The sequence below is a fragment of the Flavobacterium sp. SP2 genome, from assembly GCF_057626655.1.
In genome coordinates, this window is the sequence record NZ_JBVHBT010000012.1 from 17,264 (window position 1) to 38,891 (window position 21,628).

Consider the following 21,628-nt stretch of genomic DNA (forward strand, 5'->3'; position numbering starts at 1 on the left):
AAACAGTAAGATGAGTAAGATATAGTAGTAAGACATTACTAACTTACTATTTACCATAGCGTTACGCAGGAATTTAGCCGTCAGAAATGATTGTTAAACAATTTAAAACGTAACACAATGAGTAACGAAATTTTAATTTTAGAAAAGCTCGAAAAACTAGAGCAAAGAATTGGAGAACAAAATCTCCTAATGAAAGAAGTCCTAAACTTCAACGATGCCTGCAACTATTTAGACATAAGCGCATCACACCTCTACAAATTGACCAGTCAGAAATCAATTCCACATTTCTGTCCACAAGGTAAAAAACTCTATTTCAATCGTGCAGAATTAGACGAATGGCTACAACGCAATCGTCAAACCTCAACCGACGAAATCGAGACAATGGCAGCCAACTATTTACTAACTCACAAAAGAAAGTAAGCGATGCCATTCTACGAACCTTCAGAAAAAATGTTCCAAGAAATCCAAGAACATTTAAAAGAGATTACTGTTATTCTCAAAGAAAAACAGCAAATGAACCCAGACGACTTATTCTGCGACAATCAAGAGTTTATGAAAATTATGAACATAAGCAAACGATTAGCGCAAAGTTGGAGAGACAGCGGATTTATCGGCTATTGTCAGTTAGGTAACAAAATCTATTACCGCCTAAAAGACATTCAAAACCTACTTAACGAAAACTATAAACCAAAGAAAAAATGAGTGAAGTAGTAAACAAACAGCTGATGGTAAGCGTGTATAAAGAGTTTAAATACAACTTGGGAGAAAGAAACCTTATTGATGTTCTTCAAGAAATCAAATCCGATAAATACCAAAGTGAAGTAAATTCAATTCGTTACGCATTACACAAAGGAGATGAGAAAACAGCCGATGAAATTAAAAGCAGCTTAAATGGTTTTACAATGTCCGGTACGTTTGGAACAAGTAGAACCAAAGCCAACCTCAACACCTATTCTCAAATAATAGGTTTAGACTTCGACCACATTCCAGTTACAGAACTCTACACATTGGTAAAGCTAATAAACGACTGCAAATACACTTTCGCATCGTTTATTAGTCCAAGTGGCGAAGGAATTAAAGTATTCATTAAAATCAACTCCAATGCAACACAACACGCTATCGCATACAATCAAGTGGCAACTTTTTATAAAAACCTATCAGGTTATGATTTTGATGCAAAATGCAAAGACATTACCCGATTGTGTTTTGTTTCTTATGATCCAGAAATTTATATAAAGGAAGATGCAATAATATTTGAAGTTCAAGAAGAAGCAATACCACTTCCAAAACCGCAAAAAATGGAAACAACCTCTTTTGAAGCAACCGATACTTTATTGGACAAATGCCTAAAATTCACAGAGCAAAAAGAACAATATACTAACGGTAACAGAAATAACTTCATTCATCTATTTGCGTCCAATGCCAATCGCTTCGGGATAACCGAAGCTGATACACTAGATTATTGTACTACTAATTTCGATTTAGACGAAAAAGAAATCAAAGCATCAGTTCAAAGTGCTTACAAAAATCAGTCGGCAGATTTTGCCAAGTTTGCCGACTTTGCCAACCGTAAACCTATACAACAAAAAACAATTAGCAATGCAAAAAAAGAGCCAATAGACGACGAAAACTATTTACTAAACACACCAACAATTCCGCAATCGGTTTACGACAACTTACCTCCTATTCTTAAGCAAGGTGCAGAAGCATTCTCCGAACCAAGAGAAAGAGATACGTTTCTAACAGGTGCTTTAGCAATTCTATCAGGTTGCTTACCAAATGTTACTGGTGAGTATGGTGGCAGAACCGTATATCCTCATTTATTTTCTTTCATTCTTGCTCCTGCTGCATCAGGTAAAGGTGCGTTACAATCTTCTAAAGAATTAGCCGATAAATACCACGAAGAAGTCCTAAAAAATTCAAGAGAGCAAAAAAAAGAATACGACCTAAAAATGGCAGCTTACAAAAAAGCGCAACGTTTCCAAAAGAAAGACGACAATACCCAAGAGGATATTCCCGAAGAACCACCATTCAAAGTAGTATTCATTCCTGCCAATACTAGTAATGCAAAGATAATACAACACTTACAACAAAATGACGGTACAGGTATTATTTGCGAAACCGAAGCCGATACACTAGGACAAGTATTCAAAAACGATTGGGGTTCTTATTCTGATTTGTTACGAAAAGCATTCCATAGCGAAAAAATATCCATTTCCAGAAAAACCAATAATGAGTATTTCGAAATTAACAATCCTCGTTTAGCTGTTGCACTTTCGGGAACACCTCAACAAGTGTATAATATCATTGCATCTGCCGAAGATGGTTTATTCAGTCGTTTTGTATTCTATGTTTTCAAAACCAACAGCAAATGGATTGACCCTTCTCCGTATGGCAACAGAGTAAATTTAACCGACCATTTTGCAAAGCTATCTATTGCAGTGTACGAAATGGTTTTGTTTCTCGATAGTGGCAAAACCAAATTACATTTAACTAGAGAACAATGGGACAAATTCAACCCAACATTCAGCGAGTATTTAAGTCAAATCAGTGCCTTTGTTTCCGAAGATGCCCAAAGTATTGTAAAACGTTTAGGATTGGTTTTGTATAGAATGTGTATGATTTTTACAAGCATTCGCAAATTCCAAGCCCAAGAACAAGCAACCGACATTCAGTGTTTAGACGAAGATTTTGAAACAGCATCACAATTAATTGAAGTCTATTTAAAACACAATATTCTAATGTTCGAGAACCTACCAAAACAAGAGGACGAAGAAAATGGACCATTCAAAAAAGGGCAAAACAAAAAACTATTCTTTGATGCCTTGCCAAATCACTTCACACGAAAAGAAGCAGTGGAATTAGGAGCGACCTTCAATATAGCAGAAAGAACGGTCGGCACTTTCTTAAAAAGTTGTTTAGGCAATTACTTACAACAACCTGAATATGGGACATATACAAAAATCATCTAAAGTTAAACAAAAACAAAAAAAAGAAGTTAAATTTTACTATTTTTGGTGATTAACGAATTTTATAAAAATCTAATTAAATTAATCTGTATAATTCCATATAATGTATACATATAATGCAGTATTGGAAAATGTTAATATAAATAATGCAAAAAGTAGTTGATATAATTGAGGACAAAATATTAAGCAAGTATCCAAGTATACTTGATATACTGTTGTGCGACCAAACAACTAAAAAGAATATATTTTGGGCTACTGATAACTATGAGCCGTTAGGAAATGATTATCAATTTTCATCCTCAATAACAACTAATTTGATTACAGGTCAAAATGGTAAAGTTATTATGCCGAGAGTTCTAAAAGATAAATTACTTCAACACTCTAGAGTTAAAAATATGGCTGAAGTTTTTACTCCATCATGGATTTGTAATGAGCAAAATAATGCCGTAGATAATGCGTGGTTTCAAAGAAAAAATGTTTTCAATAAGAGTATACTAAATAGTGATGGTACTTCTACATGGAAGAGTAATAGTGAAAAAATAAAATTCCCAAAGGGTAAATCTTGGGTAGATTATATAAGTCAAAATAGACTTGAAGTTGCATGTGGTGAAGCACCGTACTTAACAAGTAGATACGATATAACAACGGGTAAATTTATTTCCGTGAAAAATAGGATTGGTTTTCTCGATAGAAAACTACGAATTATTAGTGAAAATGTTGAAACAGAAGAAGAATGGTTAAAAGCGGCTGAATTAGCGTTTGAAAGCACTTATGGTTTTGAATGGCAAGGAGATAGTTTATTACTTGCAAGAGAAGCACTTCTTTTCACCTTTATTGAATATTATGTTGATAAATTTAAAAATGAACCTGAATTATTATACATTCAAAAAATTGCCTATGTGATTTCTTGGAACATATGGCAAATGGACGGACTAAAAGGCGTAATTCCACATAGCTGTATTAGTAATGTACAGGAAAATGAAAATATATTTGGTGATTTAGAACTGAATATAATCCTTTGTAATGGCTGTAAATTAAAAAAAATTAACGAGCATAATGGTGTTTATTGTGAAATAATCGATTGGAAAGAAAATGACCCACTTAAAGGCGAGAAAGGTTTAAAAATTAGATTTATTGACCTACTTAAAAATTAATTTAGAAAAACAATAAAAGAGTATGTCTGAAATCAATAAAATAGATATTGAAATATTAAACGAAATAATATTTGGTAGAGTTGAACCACATATTTACGCATTTACAACTGAAACAACACCAAATTACCTTAAAGTTGGAGATACTTATCGACCTATAGAAACGAGATTAAATGAATGGAGAAAATATTTTCCAAATCTTGAAAAAAAATTTGAGAGTATTGCAAAAGTTGATAATGAGACTTTTTTTAGAGACCATTCCATTCATTATTTTTTAGAAAAAGAGAGTAGCAAGGCTAGATTGCAACGTGAGACATTTAAAGATATACCATATTACTCTAATGAATTTTTTAAAGACACTTCTAAAAGTGATGTAGAAGATGCTATCAAAGACATTGGAACTAGTTATGCAAATAATGATTTAAAATACCAGTTTTATAAATTTGATAACAGTCGTATTCCAATAACTCAAACTTACACTAGAACACAAAATTATGAACCTCGTCCAAATCAACAAGAAACAATTGATAGTTTTACAAAAGCATTAAAAAAAGGCAGAAAAAATCTTTTAATGTATGCTGTAATGCGTTTTGGTAAGTCTTTCACTTCTATGTGCTGTGCAGTAGAAATGAAGGCAAAATTTGTTATGGTAGTTTCTGCAAAAGCTGATGTAAAAGAGGAATGGAAGAAAACAGTAGAAAGTCATTTAAAATTTGATGGATATAGTTTCCTTGATAGTAATTCACTTTTACAAAGTGATACTATAATCAATGAGAAACTTGAAGCAAACGAGAAAATAGTTATATTCCTTACTTTACAAGATTTGCAAGGTGATTCAATAAAAACAAAGCACAAAGAAATATTTGAAAATAAAATAGACTTACTTATAATTGACGAAACTCACTTTGGTGCTAGAGCCCAAGAATATGGTAAAGTCTTATTAGAATCAAAGCTAACATCAAAAGAAATTAATAGCGAAAAAAAATTAAACGATGATTCGTTAGATGAGCTTGATGCGACTACAAAATTTATTAATTCTAAAGTTCGTTTACACCTTTCTGGTACACCATATCGTATTTTGATGGATAGTGAATTCACAGATGATGATATAATAGCTTTTTATCAATTTTCAGATATTGCTGACGATCAAGCAAAATGGGATTCGGATAATTTAAATAAAGACGAGGTTAAAGAATGGGATAATCCATATTATGGTTTTCCCCAAATGATACGTTTTGCTTTTAATCCAAACGAATCTTCTCGTAAAAAAATGGAAGAATTGAAAAAGCATGGTATAACCTATGCTTTTTCAACATTATTCAAACCAAAATCTATTTCAAAAGATAAAGTAAATGACAATCATAAAAAATTCATTTACGAGCACGAAATAATTGATTTGCTTAAGGTTATTGATGGTTCACAAGAAGATGAAAACTTATTAAGCTTTCTTGAATATGACAAAATTAAAGATGGAAATATGTGTAGACATATTGTGTGTGTTTTACCTTTCCGTGCCTCATGTGATGCTTTAGAGGAATTATTAAAAAACTATAAATTTAAAAATCTTAATTCCTATGAAATCATAAATATTTCAGGAGTTGATAGTGATAAAATTTATAAAGACACTCAATCAGTTAAAAGAAAAATAAAAACTTGCGAGGCTAACAATGTTAAAACAATAACATTGACAGTAAATAGAATGCTTACAGGTAGTACTGTTTCCCAATGGGATACAATGCTCTACTTTAAAGATACGGCATCACCTCAAGAATATGACCAAGCTATTTTCCGTTTACAAAATCAATATATAAAAGTCTTCAAAGAGCCAAGTGGTGATGTTGTTAAATACAACATGAAACCTCAAACCTTATTAGTTGACTTCAATCCTAATAGAATGTTCCAAATGCAGGAACATAAATCCCAAATTTACAATGTAAATACAGAGTCAAATGGTAATAGTAAATTAGAGGAAAGAATAAAAAGAGAATTGGAAATCTCTCCAATAGTTGTTTTAAACAATAATAAAATTGTTCAAGTTCAACCTGCCGATATTTTAGATGCTATCAGAAAGTATTCAAGTGAAAGAAGTGTGTTTGACGAAGCTACAACAATAGCTGTTGATTATTCTCTTTTAAACATTGATGATATAAGGCTTGAAATAGAAAAACAAGGCAAAATAAATTCAAAACAGGGTTTAGAAATAAAACCAACTAAGGGTGATGGTGATGATATTGATCCAGGTGATGAACCAACAGAAGATGGTGAACCAAATGATAAAGTCACTAAATCAGGTAATTCAGAGGAAGAAGTAGATTATAAAGGTCAATTTGCTATGTATTATGCTAGAATTCTCTTCTTTGCATTCTTAACAGATTCTAGAGTAAAATCACTTCACGAATTAATTAATCAAATTGATACTAATGTAGAACAGCAGCGCATTGCTTTAAATTTAGAACTAAATAAAAATGTTCTAATCTTATTACAAAAACACATTAATCCTTTTATTTTAAGTGAATTGGATTATAAAATTCAAAATATAAACACTCTAGCAAATGATGCCGGACTACCTCCAATGGAAAGGGCTAGCAGTGCTATGAAAAAATTTAGTCGTTTATCTGATTCAGAAATTGTAACACCAGAAATCGTAACAGAGAAAATAATTAATTCAATACCTGAAAATGCTGTTAATAATTCAACATTACAATTAGATATAGCAGCAAAACAAGGAGAATTTGTTTACGCAGTATATAAAAAATTTGGTAGAGAGGCAGCTAATAATTTTTACTCTATACCGACATCAAAAATTGCTTATGAGTTTACAAGAAAAGTATATAAACTACTTGAATTAGATGTAAATCATATCGAAGAAAACTACACTTCGTATGATTTGATTGCAAATAATAAATTGATAAAAAAACAAAGTATTTTAATAAATAATGAAAATATGAAATTTGATATTATAGTTGGCAATCCTCCATATCAACAAAAAGATGGTGGTGCTCAAGCTAGCGCAAAACCTATTTATAATCATTTTGTTGATATTGCAAAAAAACTTAATCCGAGTTATATTTCAATGATTATGCCAACGAGATGGTTTGCGGGTGGTAAAGGTTTGGATAGTTTTAGAGATGAAATGCTTAATGATATTCACATTTCAGAGCTGCATGATTTCTTAAAACCAGAATTAATATTTCAAAACATTAATTTAAGAGGAGGTATTTGTTACTTTTTAAGAGATAAAAACCATGATAATTCAGAAGACTTAACTAAAGTTTTTACTTATAACAATGATTTAACACCTGAAACAAATATTCGTTCTTTGAGAACTGATGATTCTGAAATATTCATTAGACATTGGAAATCTTTATCAATCATTAATAAAATTAAAAATAATAACCAATTCGAAAGCTTTCAAAACTATGTTTCATCTAGAAGACCTTTTGGTTTAGATGGGAATATTACTAAAAATAATAAAATATTTAGGCTTGTAAAAAATGGACTTGAAAATCCTATAATCTGTTATGGTAAGAGTAAAACAATTGGATATTTAGATAAAGAAGAAATTACTGTTAATAAAGAATGGATTGATAAATACAAGGTTTTCACATCATATGCAAATAATATAGGTACTGAATTAAATGATGACAATTTTAATTCCTTTGTAGGTCAACCGGGGACTATTAGTACAGAAACCTACATTGTAATTGGTGCAAATTTAGAATTAGATGGTAATTCGGCAATGAATCTTACAAAATATTTCACTTCCAAGTTTGCAAGATTTATGCATAGTCTTTCTAAAGCTAGTCACCACGGAACATCGAAAACATATAAATTCGTTCCGCTTCAAAACTTTAAATCTGATTCAGATATTGATTGGACTAAGTCAATTCAAGAAATTGATAGTCAATTATATGATAAATATGATTTAAGTAAGCCTGAAATTGACTTTATAGAAAGTATGATAAAACCAATGAATTAAACAAAAATAAGTATCATGAATAGAAATCATTTTGTAATATACAGAGATATAAATGGTATTTTAATTGAATTACCAACCGTTCAGTTTGCGCAAGAAAATCCAATTTTTTTCAATGGCATTCCTCAAACACCAATGGAGATAAATAGACTATTAGTTTTAAATCATGGCTTTACTTTAATAGCTAATGAAGATAAAGTAATTTGCTATAAACTTCTATAAAATAATCAATATGAAAGCCACAGAAACAGTATTTAAAAACTTCTTAACTCAAAATAAAACGCAATTTGTCATTCCTGTCTATCAAAGAAATTACGATTGGACAACGGCTGAATGCAAACAACTATTGGAAGACATAATCGAGGTAGGAAATAAAACCAGTAATGATGATACTCATTTCATTGGAAGTATTGTATTTATTCATGATGGTGTCTATACTTCTTCTGATGTAAAACAATTAGTCATTATTGATGGACAACAGCGTTTGACTACAATGACATTGTTATATCTAGCATTATACCGTTTTGCTTTAGCTAATGATATGGAAGAAAAAGCTGCCGAAATTAACGAAACAATATTAATAAATCGTTTTGTAAAAGAAGATAGTAGCAAATTAAAGTTAAAGCAAACTGATGTAAATGCAAAAGCGTTCCGTTTCTTAATGAATGACAATAGTCCAAGTGATTATAACGAATATTCAAGAATAATTGACAATTACAATTTCTTTTACAATACACTTAATAATGATAATTTTTCAATAGTTACTGAAGGTTTAAACCGTTTATTGTTTGTAGAAATTTCATTAGAACGTGGTAAAGACGATCCACAGCGTATATTCGAAAGTTTAAACTCAACAGGTTTAGAATTATCTCAAGCAGACTTAATTAGAAACTATATCCTTATGGGACTAGAACCGAGAGAGCAAGTACGAGTATTTGAAAACTATTGGGAAATTATAGAAAACAATGCAAAAATTGAAAACTCACAAGAAAGCAAGGTTTCAGAACTAATAAGAGATTATCTAACATTAATCAATAAAAAGATACCTAACAAAAGTAAAGTGTATGAAGAGTTCAAAGCACGCTTCAAAAAACGTGATGTAGATTTCTATCAAAATACATTACAAACTATTAAGCAATATTCAGTTATCTACAATAAACTTTTAAACCCATCAAACGAAACTGATGTAGAAATACAAAGAGAATTAAGAAGCATAAAACAATTAGAAATAAATGTTTCTTATCCTTTCCTATTGCCGGTATATGATGATTATATTACAAATGATATTGATAAAAATACGTTTATTGAAGTGTTAAGACTAATTCAATCTTATACTTGGCGTCGATTTATTGTAGGATTACCAACCAATGCATTAAATAAAATATTCATGACATTGTATACAGATGTTGATAGAAGTAATTATTTAAAATCAATAGAAAAGGCATTAATTAAAAAAAGAAGCTCTCAAAGGTTTCCTAATAATATTGAAATAGAAGCTGCTTTAAAAGATAAAGACTTATACAACACACAAGCAAAAAACAGATTGTACTATTTTGAGCAAATGGAACATTTCAGAAATCCAGAAAGAGTAGATTTAAGTTCTGCTGACATTACAATTGAACACATATTTCCGCAAAATCCAGATATAAAATGGAAATCAGATATTACTGATACGGATTATAAATTATTTTCTGAAAAATACTTAAACACTATAGCAAACCTAACCTTATCAGGTAATAATGGAGCTTTAGGAAACAAGTCATTCTCTGAAAAAAGAGATATGAATAAAGAGGAAGGACGACAAGGTTATGCATACAGTAATCTTTGGATGAATGAAGCATTAAAAACTAAAGACGTTTGGAATGTTGAGGAACTAGAAGAACGCTTTAAATTACTTTACAATCGTTATACATCAATTTGGAAATACCCAAGCATTACAATATCAGAAGACAATGACGATGAAGAATATACGCTATTTGATGCACCAGAACCAAAGCATAAAAAACTAGAATATTATACATACAAAGACGAATTAGTAGTAACTAAAGAGTTTTCCAAAATGTACAATCACATTATAACTGATTTATTCACAGAAAGTCCATCAAAATTTCTATTAACTGATCTAAAAGAAGCATTAGGTCTAACGACAGACAAAGACAAACCAAGAAGCGCATATGCTATAAATGATACTTACTACATAGAAGTAAACACTGATAGTAATTCAAAATTCAACAAATTGAAAAAAGTATTGTCAGCTTTTGAATTAGAAGATGAATTAATAATAAAGTATGAGCAATAAAAAAAAATTAGTCGACATGACCTTTGTAAAAGAAACTATTACACTATTGAAAAAATACTACATTCCAATTGGATTAACTCTAACAGTAGTTTTTCTATTAGTTTCATTTATTGCACCATTAATTTTCACTCAACAAGCATTTACAGATAATTTAGATTTTACAAATAAAGGTGCTATTGGTGATACAATTGGTGGTTTAATGAGTCCTTTTATTGCAATATCTGCTTCTATATTGACTTTTATGGCGTTCTACATTCAATATAAAGCCAATCAAGAAGTTCAAAAACAATTTAAGATTCAACAATTTGAAAGTCAGTTTTATGAAATGTTACGTCTGCATAAGGAGAATGTAAATGAAGTTTCCGTTTCAGAAACAAAAACTATAATAAAAGGTATAAGAAATCCCCAATCAAATTTAATAAGTACAAATGGTAGAAAAGCATTTGAAGAATTAGACAAGGAACTAAAATTAATATTTGATACAATAAAAAGAATTTTAAAAAAGGATAAAAAGCAAAAAATAGAACCTAATAAAATACTTAAAAAAGCATATCATATATTTTTCTTTGGCTTACATTCAAATCAAAACGGTTTAAAATTTGATTTAAAAAAAATAAATAACGACAGTATTAAGGAGGAAGATAAAGAAATTGACCATAAAATTTATGATAGTGTTAGAAGTGAAGCAAATAAATCTCGAAAAGACCTTTTTACAGGAAATTCAACATATTTAGCGCACTTATATAGACACTTATATTTAACTGTAAAATTTGTAGCAAATCAAAATGAATCGTTTTTATCTTATGAACAAAAAAGGAAGTATCTAAGAATATTACGAGCTCAATTATCAAACCCAGAACAAGCATTATTATTTTACAACTGGCGTTCAGGATTTGGCAATCAATGGGAGCAAAAAGATGAAGTTGATAAAGATAATTCTACTAAAAACAAATTCTTTACAGATTATAGAATGATACATAATTTATATAACGATATTATTCACGAGGATTTCAAATTAGAAACTATCGAAGAATTTAATAGAGATTTCAAAAAAGAAATAAACAGAGATAAAGACCCTTTATTCGAGTCAGAAGAATGGTAATAATTTAAAAAAAATAATTTATAATTTGGAAAACCTTAAAATAAACATCATCCCATTCAAACATCCTTCGGTAAAGAAAGAGTTTGGTTTTTACAAAGAAAAAAAAGACGGCTTCTATCCTATTCATAGAGGAGATTTGCCCAATGAGATATGGGATAATTTTAAGACAGAATTACAAGACCTCAAATTCTTGTATTCCAATTTTTCAAACACACAAGATTGTGAAATGGTGGCATCTGTAGATATGTTTCACAGCACTACTTTTGCAAAGCACTACTATACAAGATTGGTTTACAATTATTTTTATGCTATTGCAGATGCCATACAATTCAATTACGTTAAAGATATTGAGGTTTGGTTTATAGACACTAAAGCAGTTGCAACAGGTTACAAAACATACAATAAATACACTTTAAAAGTAGAGTTTTCAGGTCTAACAAAAAGTCCTGCATTACTCCTTTCTTATGACGGAACTTCCAAAATTGCAACAACAAGTATAGATAAGATAGACATTCCATCAAACTATTTTAAAACAGTAGTATATAAAAAAGAAATATTCAAATTCGATTTACTTTCAGAAGAAGCAAAACAAAACCTCGAACAAGTATTTCCATTACTAAACATACCAATAAAGAACCACCTCAGCATACCTCACAGCGTACCAAAAAAAGGAAATAGATATAAACCATACTTTAACTACATAAACGATTTTTACAGCAACTATCTAAACACAGAAGCATTTAAAAGGATACTACCATTAGATGAAAATGGCTTTTTTACTATTCCAGAAAATGAAGTACATCACACACATTACAACTCAAACAATTTAAGGTTTTACAACAATACAGGTATTGACCCTAAAGTGGGAATGAAAAGTTTTGGTCCACACCAAGCAAGTCCTCATTCAAATGTTCGTTTTTTCTTCATTTATCACAAACCAGACAGACAAGATTATGTACTGCCTCTTTACACTTATTTTGATAAAGGTTTCAAAGGTTATTTCCCAGCACTAAAAAACCACATCAAACAACCATTCTATATGGATAAAGATACCAGTTTAGCTTTTGAAAGTACAACAACAGCTGTAAAAGAACTAAAACACCATCTAATCAATTTAGAAAAAACACCAAATACAAGATATGTAGCAATTTACATAAGTCCAATTCATAAAGAAGACCAAGACAACAAACAATTATATTACCAAGTAAAAGAAGAACTATTAAAACACGAAATAACCTCACAAGTAATCTATAAAGAAAGTATAAACAATACTTATTTTGGTGCATTCCTAGAAAACATAACGCCTGCACTATTGGCAAAAATAGACGGTATTCCGTGGCGATTAGATAGAGAGTTAAAACAAGAATTAATTGTAGGTGTTGGTGCTTTTAAATCAGCCGAAACCAATACGCGCTTTGTGGGCAGTGCCTTTTGTTTCAACAACAAAGGAGAGTTCAAAGGATTTGATTGTTTCCGTGACAACGAATATGATTTAATAGCCGGAGCAATTGGCAAGAAGATATTAAACTTCGTGGTTGACAATGGTAACGATGTCGAGCGTTTAATAATCCACTACTACAAACCGATGGGTAAAGAAGAAATAGACCCAATTCAAAAAGTATTAAAAACATTAAAATTAAATATTCCAGTAATAATAATTACAATCAATAAAACAGAAGCAAACGACTATGTAGCATTCGATACTAGTAGCGAAGCGTTAATGCCATTAAGCGGAACCATAATAGAAATAGCAAAGCTAAAATACTTACTATTCAATAATGCAAAATACAGCATAAGTGGCACAACAAAAGATTATCCATTTCCAGTAAAGTTAGCATTAAGCTGCACAGACGAAGAATATTTAAAAGACATTCCAACAGTAAAAGAGTTAATAGATCAAGTATATCAATTCAGCCGAATGTATTGGAAATCCATAAAACAACAAAACCTACCAGTAACCATAAAATACCCAGAAATGGTAGCACAAATATTTCCACATTTCGAAGGAGACAAACTACCTGATTTCGGTAAAAACAACCTTTGGTTTTTGTAATATAAATAGCCATTACCACATTCATCTGCACGAAATCTAAGTTTAGTACAAGTCAAATTGTTGTTTTTGTTGTTTTTTGGATTTATTATTAGATTAGAATTATTTTGATAATTCAATATTCATTCAAAATTGATTAGTTTCTTTGTAATATGAAAATTTTAATAATAGAAGACGAAATCGAAATTGCTACAAGTATTAAAAATTACTTGAGTAGCAATGATTTTGTTTGTGAATCAGCAAGTACACTAAAGATAGCAATAGAGAAAATCGATTTATATTCCTACGATTGTATTCTTTTAGATTTAATGTTGACAGATGGTGATGGATTTAAAATATTAGAAATACTCAAAAGTCAAAATAAAACGGATGGTGTGATTATAATATCCGCCAAAGACACTTTAGAAACTAAGATTGAAGGTTTGACACTTGGTGCTGACGATTATTTAACCAAACCTTTTCATCTTTCCGAATTATTAGTTCGAATTCAAGCATTGGTTAGACGAAAACAATTCAACGGAAACAACGTGATTTCTTTTAATGAAATAGAAATTGATACAATAAGCAAGTCGGTCAAAATCAAAGGCAACAAAATCGAGTTTACCAAAAAGGAAATGGATTTATTACTATTTTTGATTGGTAATAAAAATAAAGTCTTGTCCAAAAGTGCAATTGCAGAGCATTTATCTGGCGATATGGCGGACATGTTAGACAATCATGATTTTGTATATGCACACATCAAAAACATGAAAAAAAAGCTCAAAGAAATGGGCGCAACCGATTATCTAAAATCAGTGTATGGAACAGGTTATAAATGGGAAGATGAATAAAAAACTACTTCAAAAAACACTCAAATACTACATGTTATTCTCTCTTGGAGTAATGCTTTTCGGGGTGCCACTGTTCTTTTTCATCACGCAGTGGCTCTATTTACATGAAACGGATGAAGCACTTGTGGTACAAAAAGAAGAGTTTGTAAACTTTTATTTGCCACAACTTAAGGAGAATGAAATTGCAATTTTCAATAAATTAAGTAGTGATTTACAAATTGAAAATTTTGAGCACACTATTTCTAAGGATACTTTATTTAATCGAAGTTTTTATCACAATCTGGTAAAAGAAAATGAACCATATCGTGTTCTCAAAGCGCCTATAAGTATAAATAAAAAACCTTATACATTCTCTGCAAGAATTAACCTTGTTGATAATTCAGAACTAGCAATAAGTATTATGGGAGTTTTTACCATAATTATCATTATACTATTAATTGGACTTTTCATTATAACCAAAAGATTATCTCTAACACTGTGGAAACCATTTTACGAAACATTGCAACATATCGAAAAGTTTGAAATTGATAAAAGTTCAAATTCAAAATTAAACACAAGTGATATTGAAGAATTTAATAGGCTTAATCATTCAATTAATAATTTAATAGAAAAAAACACTTCAATTTATAAAAGTCAAAAAGAGTTCATTGAAAATGCAGCACACGAATTACAAACACCAATTGCAATTTTTAAAGGAAAATTAGAAAACATATTACAACGAAAAGACTTAAACTCTGAGCAGTTCAAATTAATTGATGACCTAAACAATACTACTACAAGACTGGTCAAGCTTAATAAAAATTTGTTAGTACTATCAAAAATTGATAGCAATTCATACTATGAGATTGAAAAAATAAATCTCCACGAAATCATCAATAATCAACTAACCTTTTTTAGTGAACAAGCACTTTCAAAAAAAATAAGTATCACTAACGAACTAGAGGAAAATGTTGTAGTCAGTTCAAATCATTTTCTAGCAGAAATGCTAATCAGTAATCTATTTTTAAACACCATAAATCACAATGAGCTAAATGGTCAGATTATCGTTACACTTACTAATGATAGTATAACATTCTCAAATACAGGAACACTTTTACCATTGCAGACTGAAAAAATGTTTGAGCGTTTTTCAAAATCCAATCCATCCTCTCTAGGAAATGGTTTGGGATTATCCATTATTAAAAAGATTGTAGATACAAACCATTGGGCGGTCAACTACTATTTTATAGATAGAATGCACACCTTCGAAATAGTTTTCTAAAATTCAGAATTTCTTCAAACTCCATGCAGACCTTTGTTGAAAAAAAATAAAAGGGAAAAGTATGATGCGAATTAAAAACGTTCTTTTAGTAACAATGCTGCTGTTAATGGTAGCAAATTTAAGGGCACAAAATAAGTCAGTAACAGTTTCGGGTAACACAAAAGACAAGACAACGAAACTTGCATTACCATTTGTAAATGTTTCTTTAAAAACTTCAAATGACAATAAGTTAATTACCGGAACAATAACCAATGAGGAAGGTCGATTTTCATTAGCCAATATAAAATCTGGAAACTATATTTTAGAATTCTCCTTTATTGGTTACAAAACCAAGACACAATCAGTTTATGTTGGTTCACTTTCTGAATTTTTAGATCAAGGAACTATCGAACTGGAAGAAGATGCTACAACCTTACAAGAAGTGGTAGTGGTTTCTAAAACAAATACTGTCAGCGAGAAAATGGATAAAAAAACCTTTTCTATGGCTGACAATATTAGTCAAAGTGGCGGCTCTATTTTACAATCCATGCAAAATTTACCTGGTGTTACTGTCCAAGACGGAAAAGTACAAATTAGAGGCAATGATAAAGTTACTGTATTGATTGACGGCAAGCAAACAGCTTTAACTGGCTTTGGAAATCAATCGGGTTTAGATAATATTCCTGCTTCAGCAATAGATAAAATCGAAATCATTAATAATCCATCAGCCAAATACGATGCCAATGGTAATGCTGGAATTATCAATATAATCTATAAGAAAAATAAAAAAGAAGGCTTTAATGGTAAAGTGGGTTTTACGTCGGGTTTCGGTGCTTTGTGGGAACGAAAAGAAAATTTGCCTACAATAAGACCACAATATTCACTAACACCAAAAATCAATCCTACGCTATCACTCAATTACCGTAAAAACAAAATTAATGCGTTTTTTCAAGGCGATTATCTATACACAGAAACCCTAAATAAAAATGAATTTGTAACACGAACATACAATGACGGCACATTAATTAACCAACAATTAAAAAGAAACCGAAACACCCATTTTACAACAATTAAATCGGGAATTGATTGGACTATTGATGATTACAATACGCTAACCGTTTCGGGTTTATTCGGTTCTGAAAAAATTATTGATAACGGTGACCAACCTTTTTTTAATGCAGACTATTCCGAGCGATTGCGACTTTGGCAATTTTTAGAAGATGAATTAAAAACAACAGTTATGGGAACTGCTGCCTATCAACATAAATTCAAACAAGCCGGACATATATTGAATATAGGTTTCAACTATACCTTTCACAGAGAAGATGAAAAATATTTCTTCGATAATATTTTGCCAACTTCAACCAGTAAAGATGCTTTCAAACTGCTATCTGATGAAAGTGTGATTGACTTCAATATAGATTACATAAAGCCATTAAAATACGGTCGTATTGAAACAGGGTTCAAATTTCGAAACCGTATTATTCCAACCAATATGCAATTCTTTCCAGGAACTAATTCACCTTTAGATGCTAGTGCAGGTGGTAAAGCTACGTATGAAGAAATCATTCCAGCCGTTTATGGAAACTACATTTATGAAACCAATAAAATTGAAGCGGAAATAGGAGTTCGCCTAGAATACTTAGATTTAGAATATGAAGTTGATCTCAATCATCCTACCTATGCTACAGATGGATATTCATATTTCGAACCATTCCCTAATTTCCGTTTTGCTTATAAAATCAATGATGACAACAAAATATCATTATTTTACAACCGCAGAATTGACCGACCAAACGAAGTAGATATTAGAATATTTCCAAAGTACGACGATGCAGAAATTATCAAAGTTGGTAATCCAGGTTTACGTCCACAATTCACAAATTTAGTAGAATTAGGTTTCAAAAGAAACTTGAAAAAAGGCTATTTATATTCCGCTATCTACCATCGTTTTTCCAATGCTACTATAACAAGAATAGCTTCAACTGTTCCGAGTAGTAATCTAATTTATGCCATCTTTCAAAACGTAAATAAAAGTTCCAATACTGGTGTTGAAATGGTAATTTCGCAAGATTTTGCAAAATGGTATTCTTCCAATTTTAATCTTAATGCCTATTACAATCAGATCGGTGCGTTTACTGTTCAAAATTTATATCCTGAGCCTAATACGTTTTCAGCAGCAAAACAAGATGTTTTCTCCGGAAATATAAAGTGGAACAACACATTACACTTAACTAAAAAAGTGGATGCTCAAGTAACGGCAATTTATTTAGCTCCAGATATTATTCCACAAGGCAAAATAAAATCGCGATTTTCAATTGATTTAGGACTAAAAAAATCAGTTCAAAACGGTAAAGGAGAATTTTTTATAAACGCAACCGACCTATTTAATACGTTAGTAATTAAAAAAGAAATTCAAGGACAGGATTTTAGTTACACCAGTAATGATTATTACGAAACACAAGTAATTAGATTGGGTTATAATTATAAATTTTAAAAAATAACTAAATTTATTTTCCTTTAACTCAAAATTCAATATTTCTACAACATTGGTTTACAACTTTGGCTATTATTAATTCAAAAAAATATAATAGCAATGAGAAAATCAGTAATTATTGTAGTGGCATTAGTGTTATCTACAATCGCTTTTGCTCAAAAAGTAAAAGCAACAAAAGTCCCAGAGATTGTAACTAAATCTCTAATTTCAAAATATCCCAATGCAAAAAATGTAAAATGGGATAAAGAGGAAAATAATTATGAAGCTAGTTTTGAAAGTAATAAAATAGAAAACTCTGTTTTATTCAATGCTAATGGAAAAATTATTGAAACTGAAATTGCAATTACAGTTAGTCAATTACCTAAAAAAGCGTTGCAATACTTAAATGCTAATTTTAAAAATCAAAAAGTAAAAGAAGCAGCTAAAATTATTACCGAAAAAGGAAATCTTATATACGAAGCCGAGATAAAAGGCAAAGATTTATTTTTTGATGAAAACGGTAATTTTATAACAAAAGACAAGGTTAGTTAGTTTTATTATTTAAGCATCTACACATAGCGTGTGGGTGCTTTTTTTATTTACAGATTACTATTAACTTTTTTTTTAAAATATTATTTACCAACTATTATGTTCAAAAAAACCAACTTATCAAGCAGATACTCTTTATTACTTTCTTTTGTAATATGGTTCCTTATTATCTCCCAAATAGTAAGAGTTATTTTTTTTATATGGCAATACGACGAAGTTTCGTTTAACATTATTACTGTTTTAGGAACAGTATTAACAGGATTGTTTTTCGACATTGGTACAATTAGTTTTATTGTATTTCCTGCCATTATTTATTACTTCATTTTTCCAAATAAATGGATTGGCTCTTGGGTTGATAAAATCTTCATTTGGTTTTTCACAACATTAGTAACCTTTATACTCGTGTTTACCTTTTTTGCCGAAATTACTTTTTGGGTCGAATTCAAAACCCGATTTAACTTCATTGCAGTAGATTATTTAATTTACACACACGAAGTTGTAAAAAATATTCAAGAATCGTATCCAATACCAGTATTAATAATTGGTGTTTCGGCTATTGTTTTTTTAGTTTTATTGCTGTTTTATAAAAGAAATGCCTTCAAAAATACATTCTCACAAACCGCAACTTTAAAAGAAAAAAGTATTGTATTAGGAATTGGTTTAGTTTCTTGTTTGTTTTTCACATCATTTATAACAAACAATCAAGCCGAATGGTCTTCTAATCGCTACAATGCCGAAATTTCAAAATCAGGAATTTATTCGTTTTTTTCTGCTTTCAGAAACAATCAAATGGTTTATAATGAGTTTTACACATCTGTAAACGACAAAGAAGCTTTCAATATCATTAGAAATAAATTAACAGACAATAACAGTAAATTTCAATCGAATAACTTATCTATTCACAGGACAATTTCTGATACTACAAATGCTACACCAAGTAAAAAAAATGTAGTTTTTATATTAGTAGAAAGCCTAAGTGCCAGTTTTATGAAAGAGTTTGGCAACCAGCAAAACATAACACCATTTTTAGATAGTTTAGTTCAAAAAAGTGTATTCTTCGATAACTTATATGCCACAGGAACAAGAACCGTTCGTGGTATGGAAGCAATGACACTTTGTATTCCGCCAACACCAGGACAAAGTATTGTGAAACGTCCAGAAAATCAAAACTTATTTACTGTATCAAATGTTTTTAAATCCAAAGGATATAATTCAAACTTTTTTTATGGTGGCGATGGATATTTTGATAATATGAACGCTTACTTTGGTGGAAATGGTTTTACAATTTATGATCGTGGACGCGGAAGTGTCTTGAGTGATAAAATTAAAACAACTCGAAATAATATCAACGACAACGAAGTAACTTTTGAAAATGCTTGGGGAATTTGTGATGAAGATATTTATTCTAAAATGCTAAATGTTGCCGATGAACATTATAAAGACAATAAGCCTTTTTTCAATTTTGTAATGACAACTTCTAATCATCGTCCATTTACATATCCTGATAATGCAATTGATATTCCATCAGGAACTAGTCGTGAAGGAGCTGTAAAATATACAGATTACGCAATTAAAAAACTGTTTGAAAAAGCAAAGAATAAACCTTGGTTTAAAAATACGGTTTTCGTTATTATCGCCGACCATTGTGCTAGTAGTGCAGGTAAAGACGAAATAGATGTTGCTAATTATCATATTCCTGCTTTTATTGTCAATTTTCCTCAAGAAATGAACCAAAAAGTAAAAAAACAATGTTCTCAAATAGATGTTTTTCCAACTTTATTTTCTATGATGAATTGGAATTATGAAAGTAATTTCTTCGGTAAAAACGTATTCAATCCTAACTTTGAAGAACGTGCTTTAGTGGGTACTTACAGAAAGTTAGTATTGATGAAAAAAGAAAAAGTAATGATTTTGTCTGACCAAAAAAAGCAAGCTTTTTATACTTGGAATAAAAAAGATAATAGTTTGAAAAAATTACCAATGGACAAAACTTTTCTTGATGAAACTATTTCTTGGTATCAAACGGCGGATTATTTATTTACAAATAAATTACTTAAATAATGATTTACATTCATTTCATAATAAATCCTATTTCAGGTAAGGGTAATCATAACATAGGTAAAACCGAATTAGAAAAACATTTTCCAAAGGAAAAGTTTAAAATTGAGGTTGATTACTCTAACTATAAGAAACATGCAATTCTGCTTACAAAAAAAGCAATTGCCAACAAACCTGATTGTATTGTTGCTTGTGGTGGCGATGGAACTATTAACGAAGTAGCATCTTGTTTAATAAACACTAAAATTAAATTGGGTATTATTCCAGTTGGTTCTGGTAACGGTTTAGCTTCTAACTTAAATATTCCAAAAGAAATAAAAAAAGCTACAGAAATTATCCGAAACGGAAACAGTCAAACTATAGATGTCGGACAAGTAAATGAACATTATTTTTTTAGTAATATGGGTATCGGTATTGATGCTCATATTATTAAAAAGTATGAGACTTACAAAAAAAGAACTTTAATTGCATATTTAAAAGCATCAATATTGTCAAGCTTTCAATTTAAACCAATTCAAACGATACTAGCTTTTAATAATCAGATAATAAATTCAAACTCTTTTCTGTTATTTGTTTCTAATTCTAACGAAATGGGATATGGAATGAGTTTAACACCAAAAGCAAGTTTACAAGATGGCTGGTTAGATTTAGTGATGGTTTATAAATTGAGTTTTATAGATAAATTAAATTTGGGAATACATGTGTTATCAAATAAAGTCGAAAAGTTTAAAAAAGCACAACATTCATTAGTTCAGAAATTAAGTATTGAAATTCCAACTAATATTGGAACTGACATACAAATTGATGGAGAATATTACAATGTGAGAACTAACAAAATTAATGTTTCTATAATAAAAAACGGATTGGAGATTTTATCGACTTAATATTTTGAATTTTAATACAATCAAAGATTAATTAAACTTGTACA

General features: G+C 30.1%; 15 protein-coding genes. All 15 read left to right on the forward strand.

The features are described 5' to 3' along the window. Positions 1-117: 117 nt before the first annotated feature. Positions 118-420 carry a helix-turn-helix domain-containing protein gene (locus tag ACZ098_RS16865; protein WP_171222873.1) on the forward strand — a complete coding sequence of 101 codons (303 nt, stop codon included), beginning with the start codon at positions 118-120 and terminating at the stop codon, positions 418-420. 3 nt (positions 421-423) lie between these two features. Next, entirely contained in the window at positions 424-702 is a 279-nt protein-coding gene (locus ACZ098_RS16870; RefSeq protein ID WP_094168444.1) for a helix-turn-helix domain-containing protein, read from the forward strand. Then, on the forward strand, positions 699-2,972 hold the full coding sequence (locus ACZ098_RS16875) for a DUF3987 domain-containing protein (RefSeq protein WP_487312939.1): 2,274 nt from the start codon (positions 699-701) through the stop codon (positions 2,970-2,972). The genes ACZ098_RS16870 and ACZ098_RS16875 overlap by 4 nt, the downstream gene beginning before the upstream one ends. 143 nt (positions 2,973-3,115) lie before the next feature. Then, on the forward strand, positions 3,116-4,123 hold the full coding sequence (locus ACZ098_RS16880) for a restriction endonuclease subunit M (RefSeq protein WP_487312940.1): 1,008 nt from the start codon (positions 3,116-3,118) through the stop codon (positions 4,121-4,123). Positions 4,124-4,145: 22 nt separating this feature from the next. Then, positions 4,146-8,099 (forward strand): Eco57I restriction-modification methylase domain-containing protein, encoded by a 3,954-nt coding sequence (locus ACZ098_RS16885; RefSeq protein ID WP_487312941.1) that lies wholly within the window; start codon positions 4,146-4,148, stop codon positions 8,097-8,099. A 15-nt stretch (positions 8,100-8,114) separates the two neighbouring features. Next, a complete protein-coding gene (locus ACZ098_RS16890; protein WP_487312942.1) occupies positions 8,115-8,318 on the forward strand; it encodes a hypothetical protein in 204 nt (67 codons plus the stop codon). 10 nt (positions 8,319-8,328) lie between these two features. Next, on the forward strand, positions 8,329-10,395 hold the full coding sequence (locus ACZ098_RS16895; RefSeq protein WP_487312943.1) for a DUF262 domain-containing protein: 2,067 nt from the start codon (positions 8,329-8,331) through the stop codon (positions 10,393-10,395). Positions 10,396-10,441: 46 nt separating this feature from the next. Further along, positions 10,442-11,497 carry a putative phage abortive infection protein gene (locus tag ACZ098_RS16900; RefSeq protein WP_487312944.1) on the forward strand — a complete coding sequence of 352 codons (1,056 nt, stop codon included), beginning with the start codon at positions 10,442-10,444 and terminating at the stop codon, positions 11,495-11,497. 25 nt (positions 11,498-11,522) lie between these two features. Beyond that, positions 11,523-13,550 (forward strand): Piwi domain-containing protein, encoded by a 2,028-nt coding sequence (locus ACZ098_RS16905; protein ID WP_487312945.1) that lies wholly within the window; start codon positions 11,523-11,525, stop codon positions 13,548-13,550. 149 nt (positions 13,551-13,699) lie between these two features. Continuing rightward, positions 13,700-14,377 (forward strand): response regulator transcription factor, encoded by a 678-nt coding sequence (locus tag ACZ098_RS16910; protein WP_487312946.1) that lies wholly within the window; start codon positions 13,700-13,702, stop codon positions 14,375-14,377. Then, positions 14,346-15,638 (forward strand): sensor histidine kinase, encoded by a 1,293-nt coding sequence (locus ACZ098_RS16915; protein ID WP_487312947.1) that lies wholly within the window; start codon positions 14,346-14,348, stop codon positions 15,636-15,638. Before ACZ098_RS16910 ends, ACZ098_RS16915 begins: the two co-directional genes overlap by 32 nt. A 61-nt stretch (positions 15,639-15,699) precedes the next feature. Next, complete coding sequence (locus ACZ098_RS16920; RefSeq protein ID WP_487312948.1) at positions 15,700-18,114, forward strand: outer membrane beta-barrel protein; 2,415 nt, start codon at positions 15,700-15,702, stop codon at positions 18,112-18,114. 99 nt (positions 18,115-18,213) lie between these two features. Further along, entirely contained in the window at positions 18,214-18,645 is a 432-nt protein-coding gene (locus tag ACZ098_RS16925; RefSeq protein WP_487312949.1) for a PepSY-like domain-containing protein, read from the forward strand. A 96-nt stretch (positions 18,646-18,741) separates the two neighbouring features. Continuing rightward, on the forward strand, positions 18,742-20,703 hold the full coding sequence (locus tag ACZ098_RS16930; RefSeq protein WP_487312950.1) for an LTA synthase family protein: 1,962 nt from the start codon (positions 18,742-18,744) through the stop codon (positions 20,701-20,703). Next, complete coding sequence (locus ACZ098_RS16935) at positions 20,703-21,584, forward strand: diacylglycerol/lipid kinase family protein (RefSeq protein ID WP_487312951.1); 882 nt, start codon at positions 20,703-20,705, stop codon at positions 21,582-21,584. Before ACZ098_RS16930 ends, ACZ098_RS16935 begins: the two co-directional genes overlap by 1 nt. The last annotated feature ends 44 nt before the right edge of the window (positions 21,585-21,628 follow it).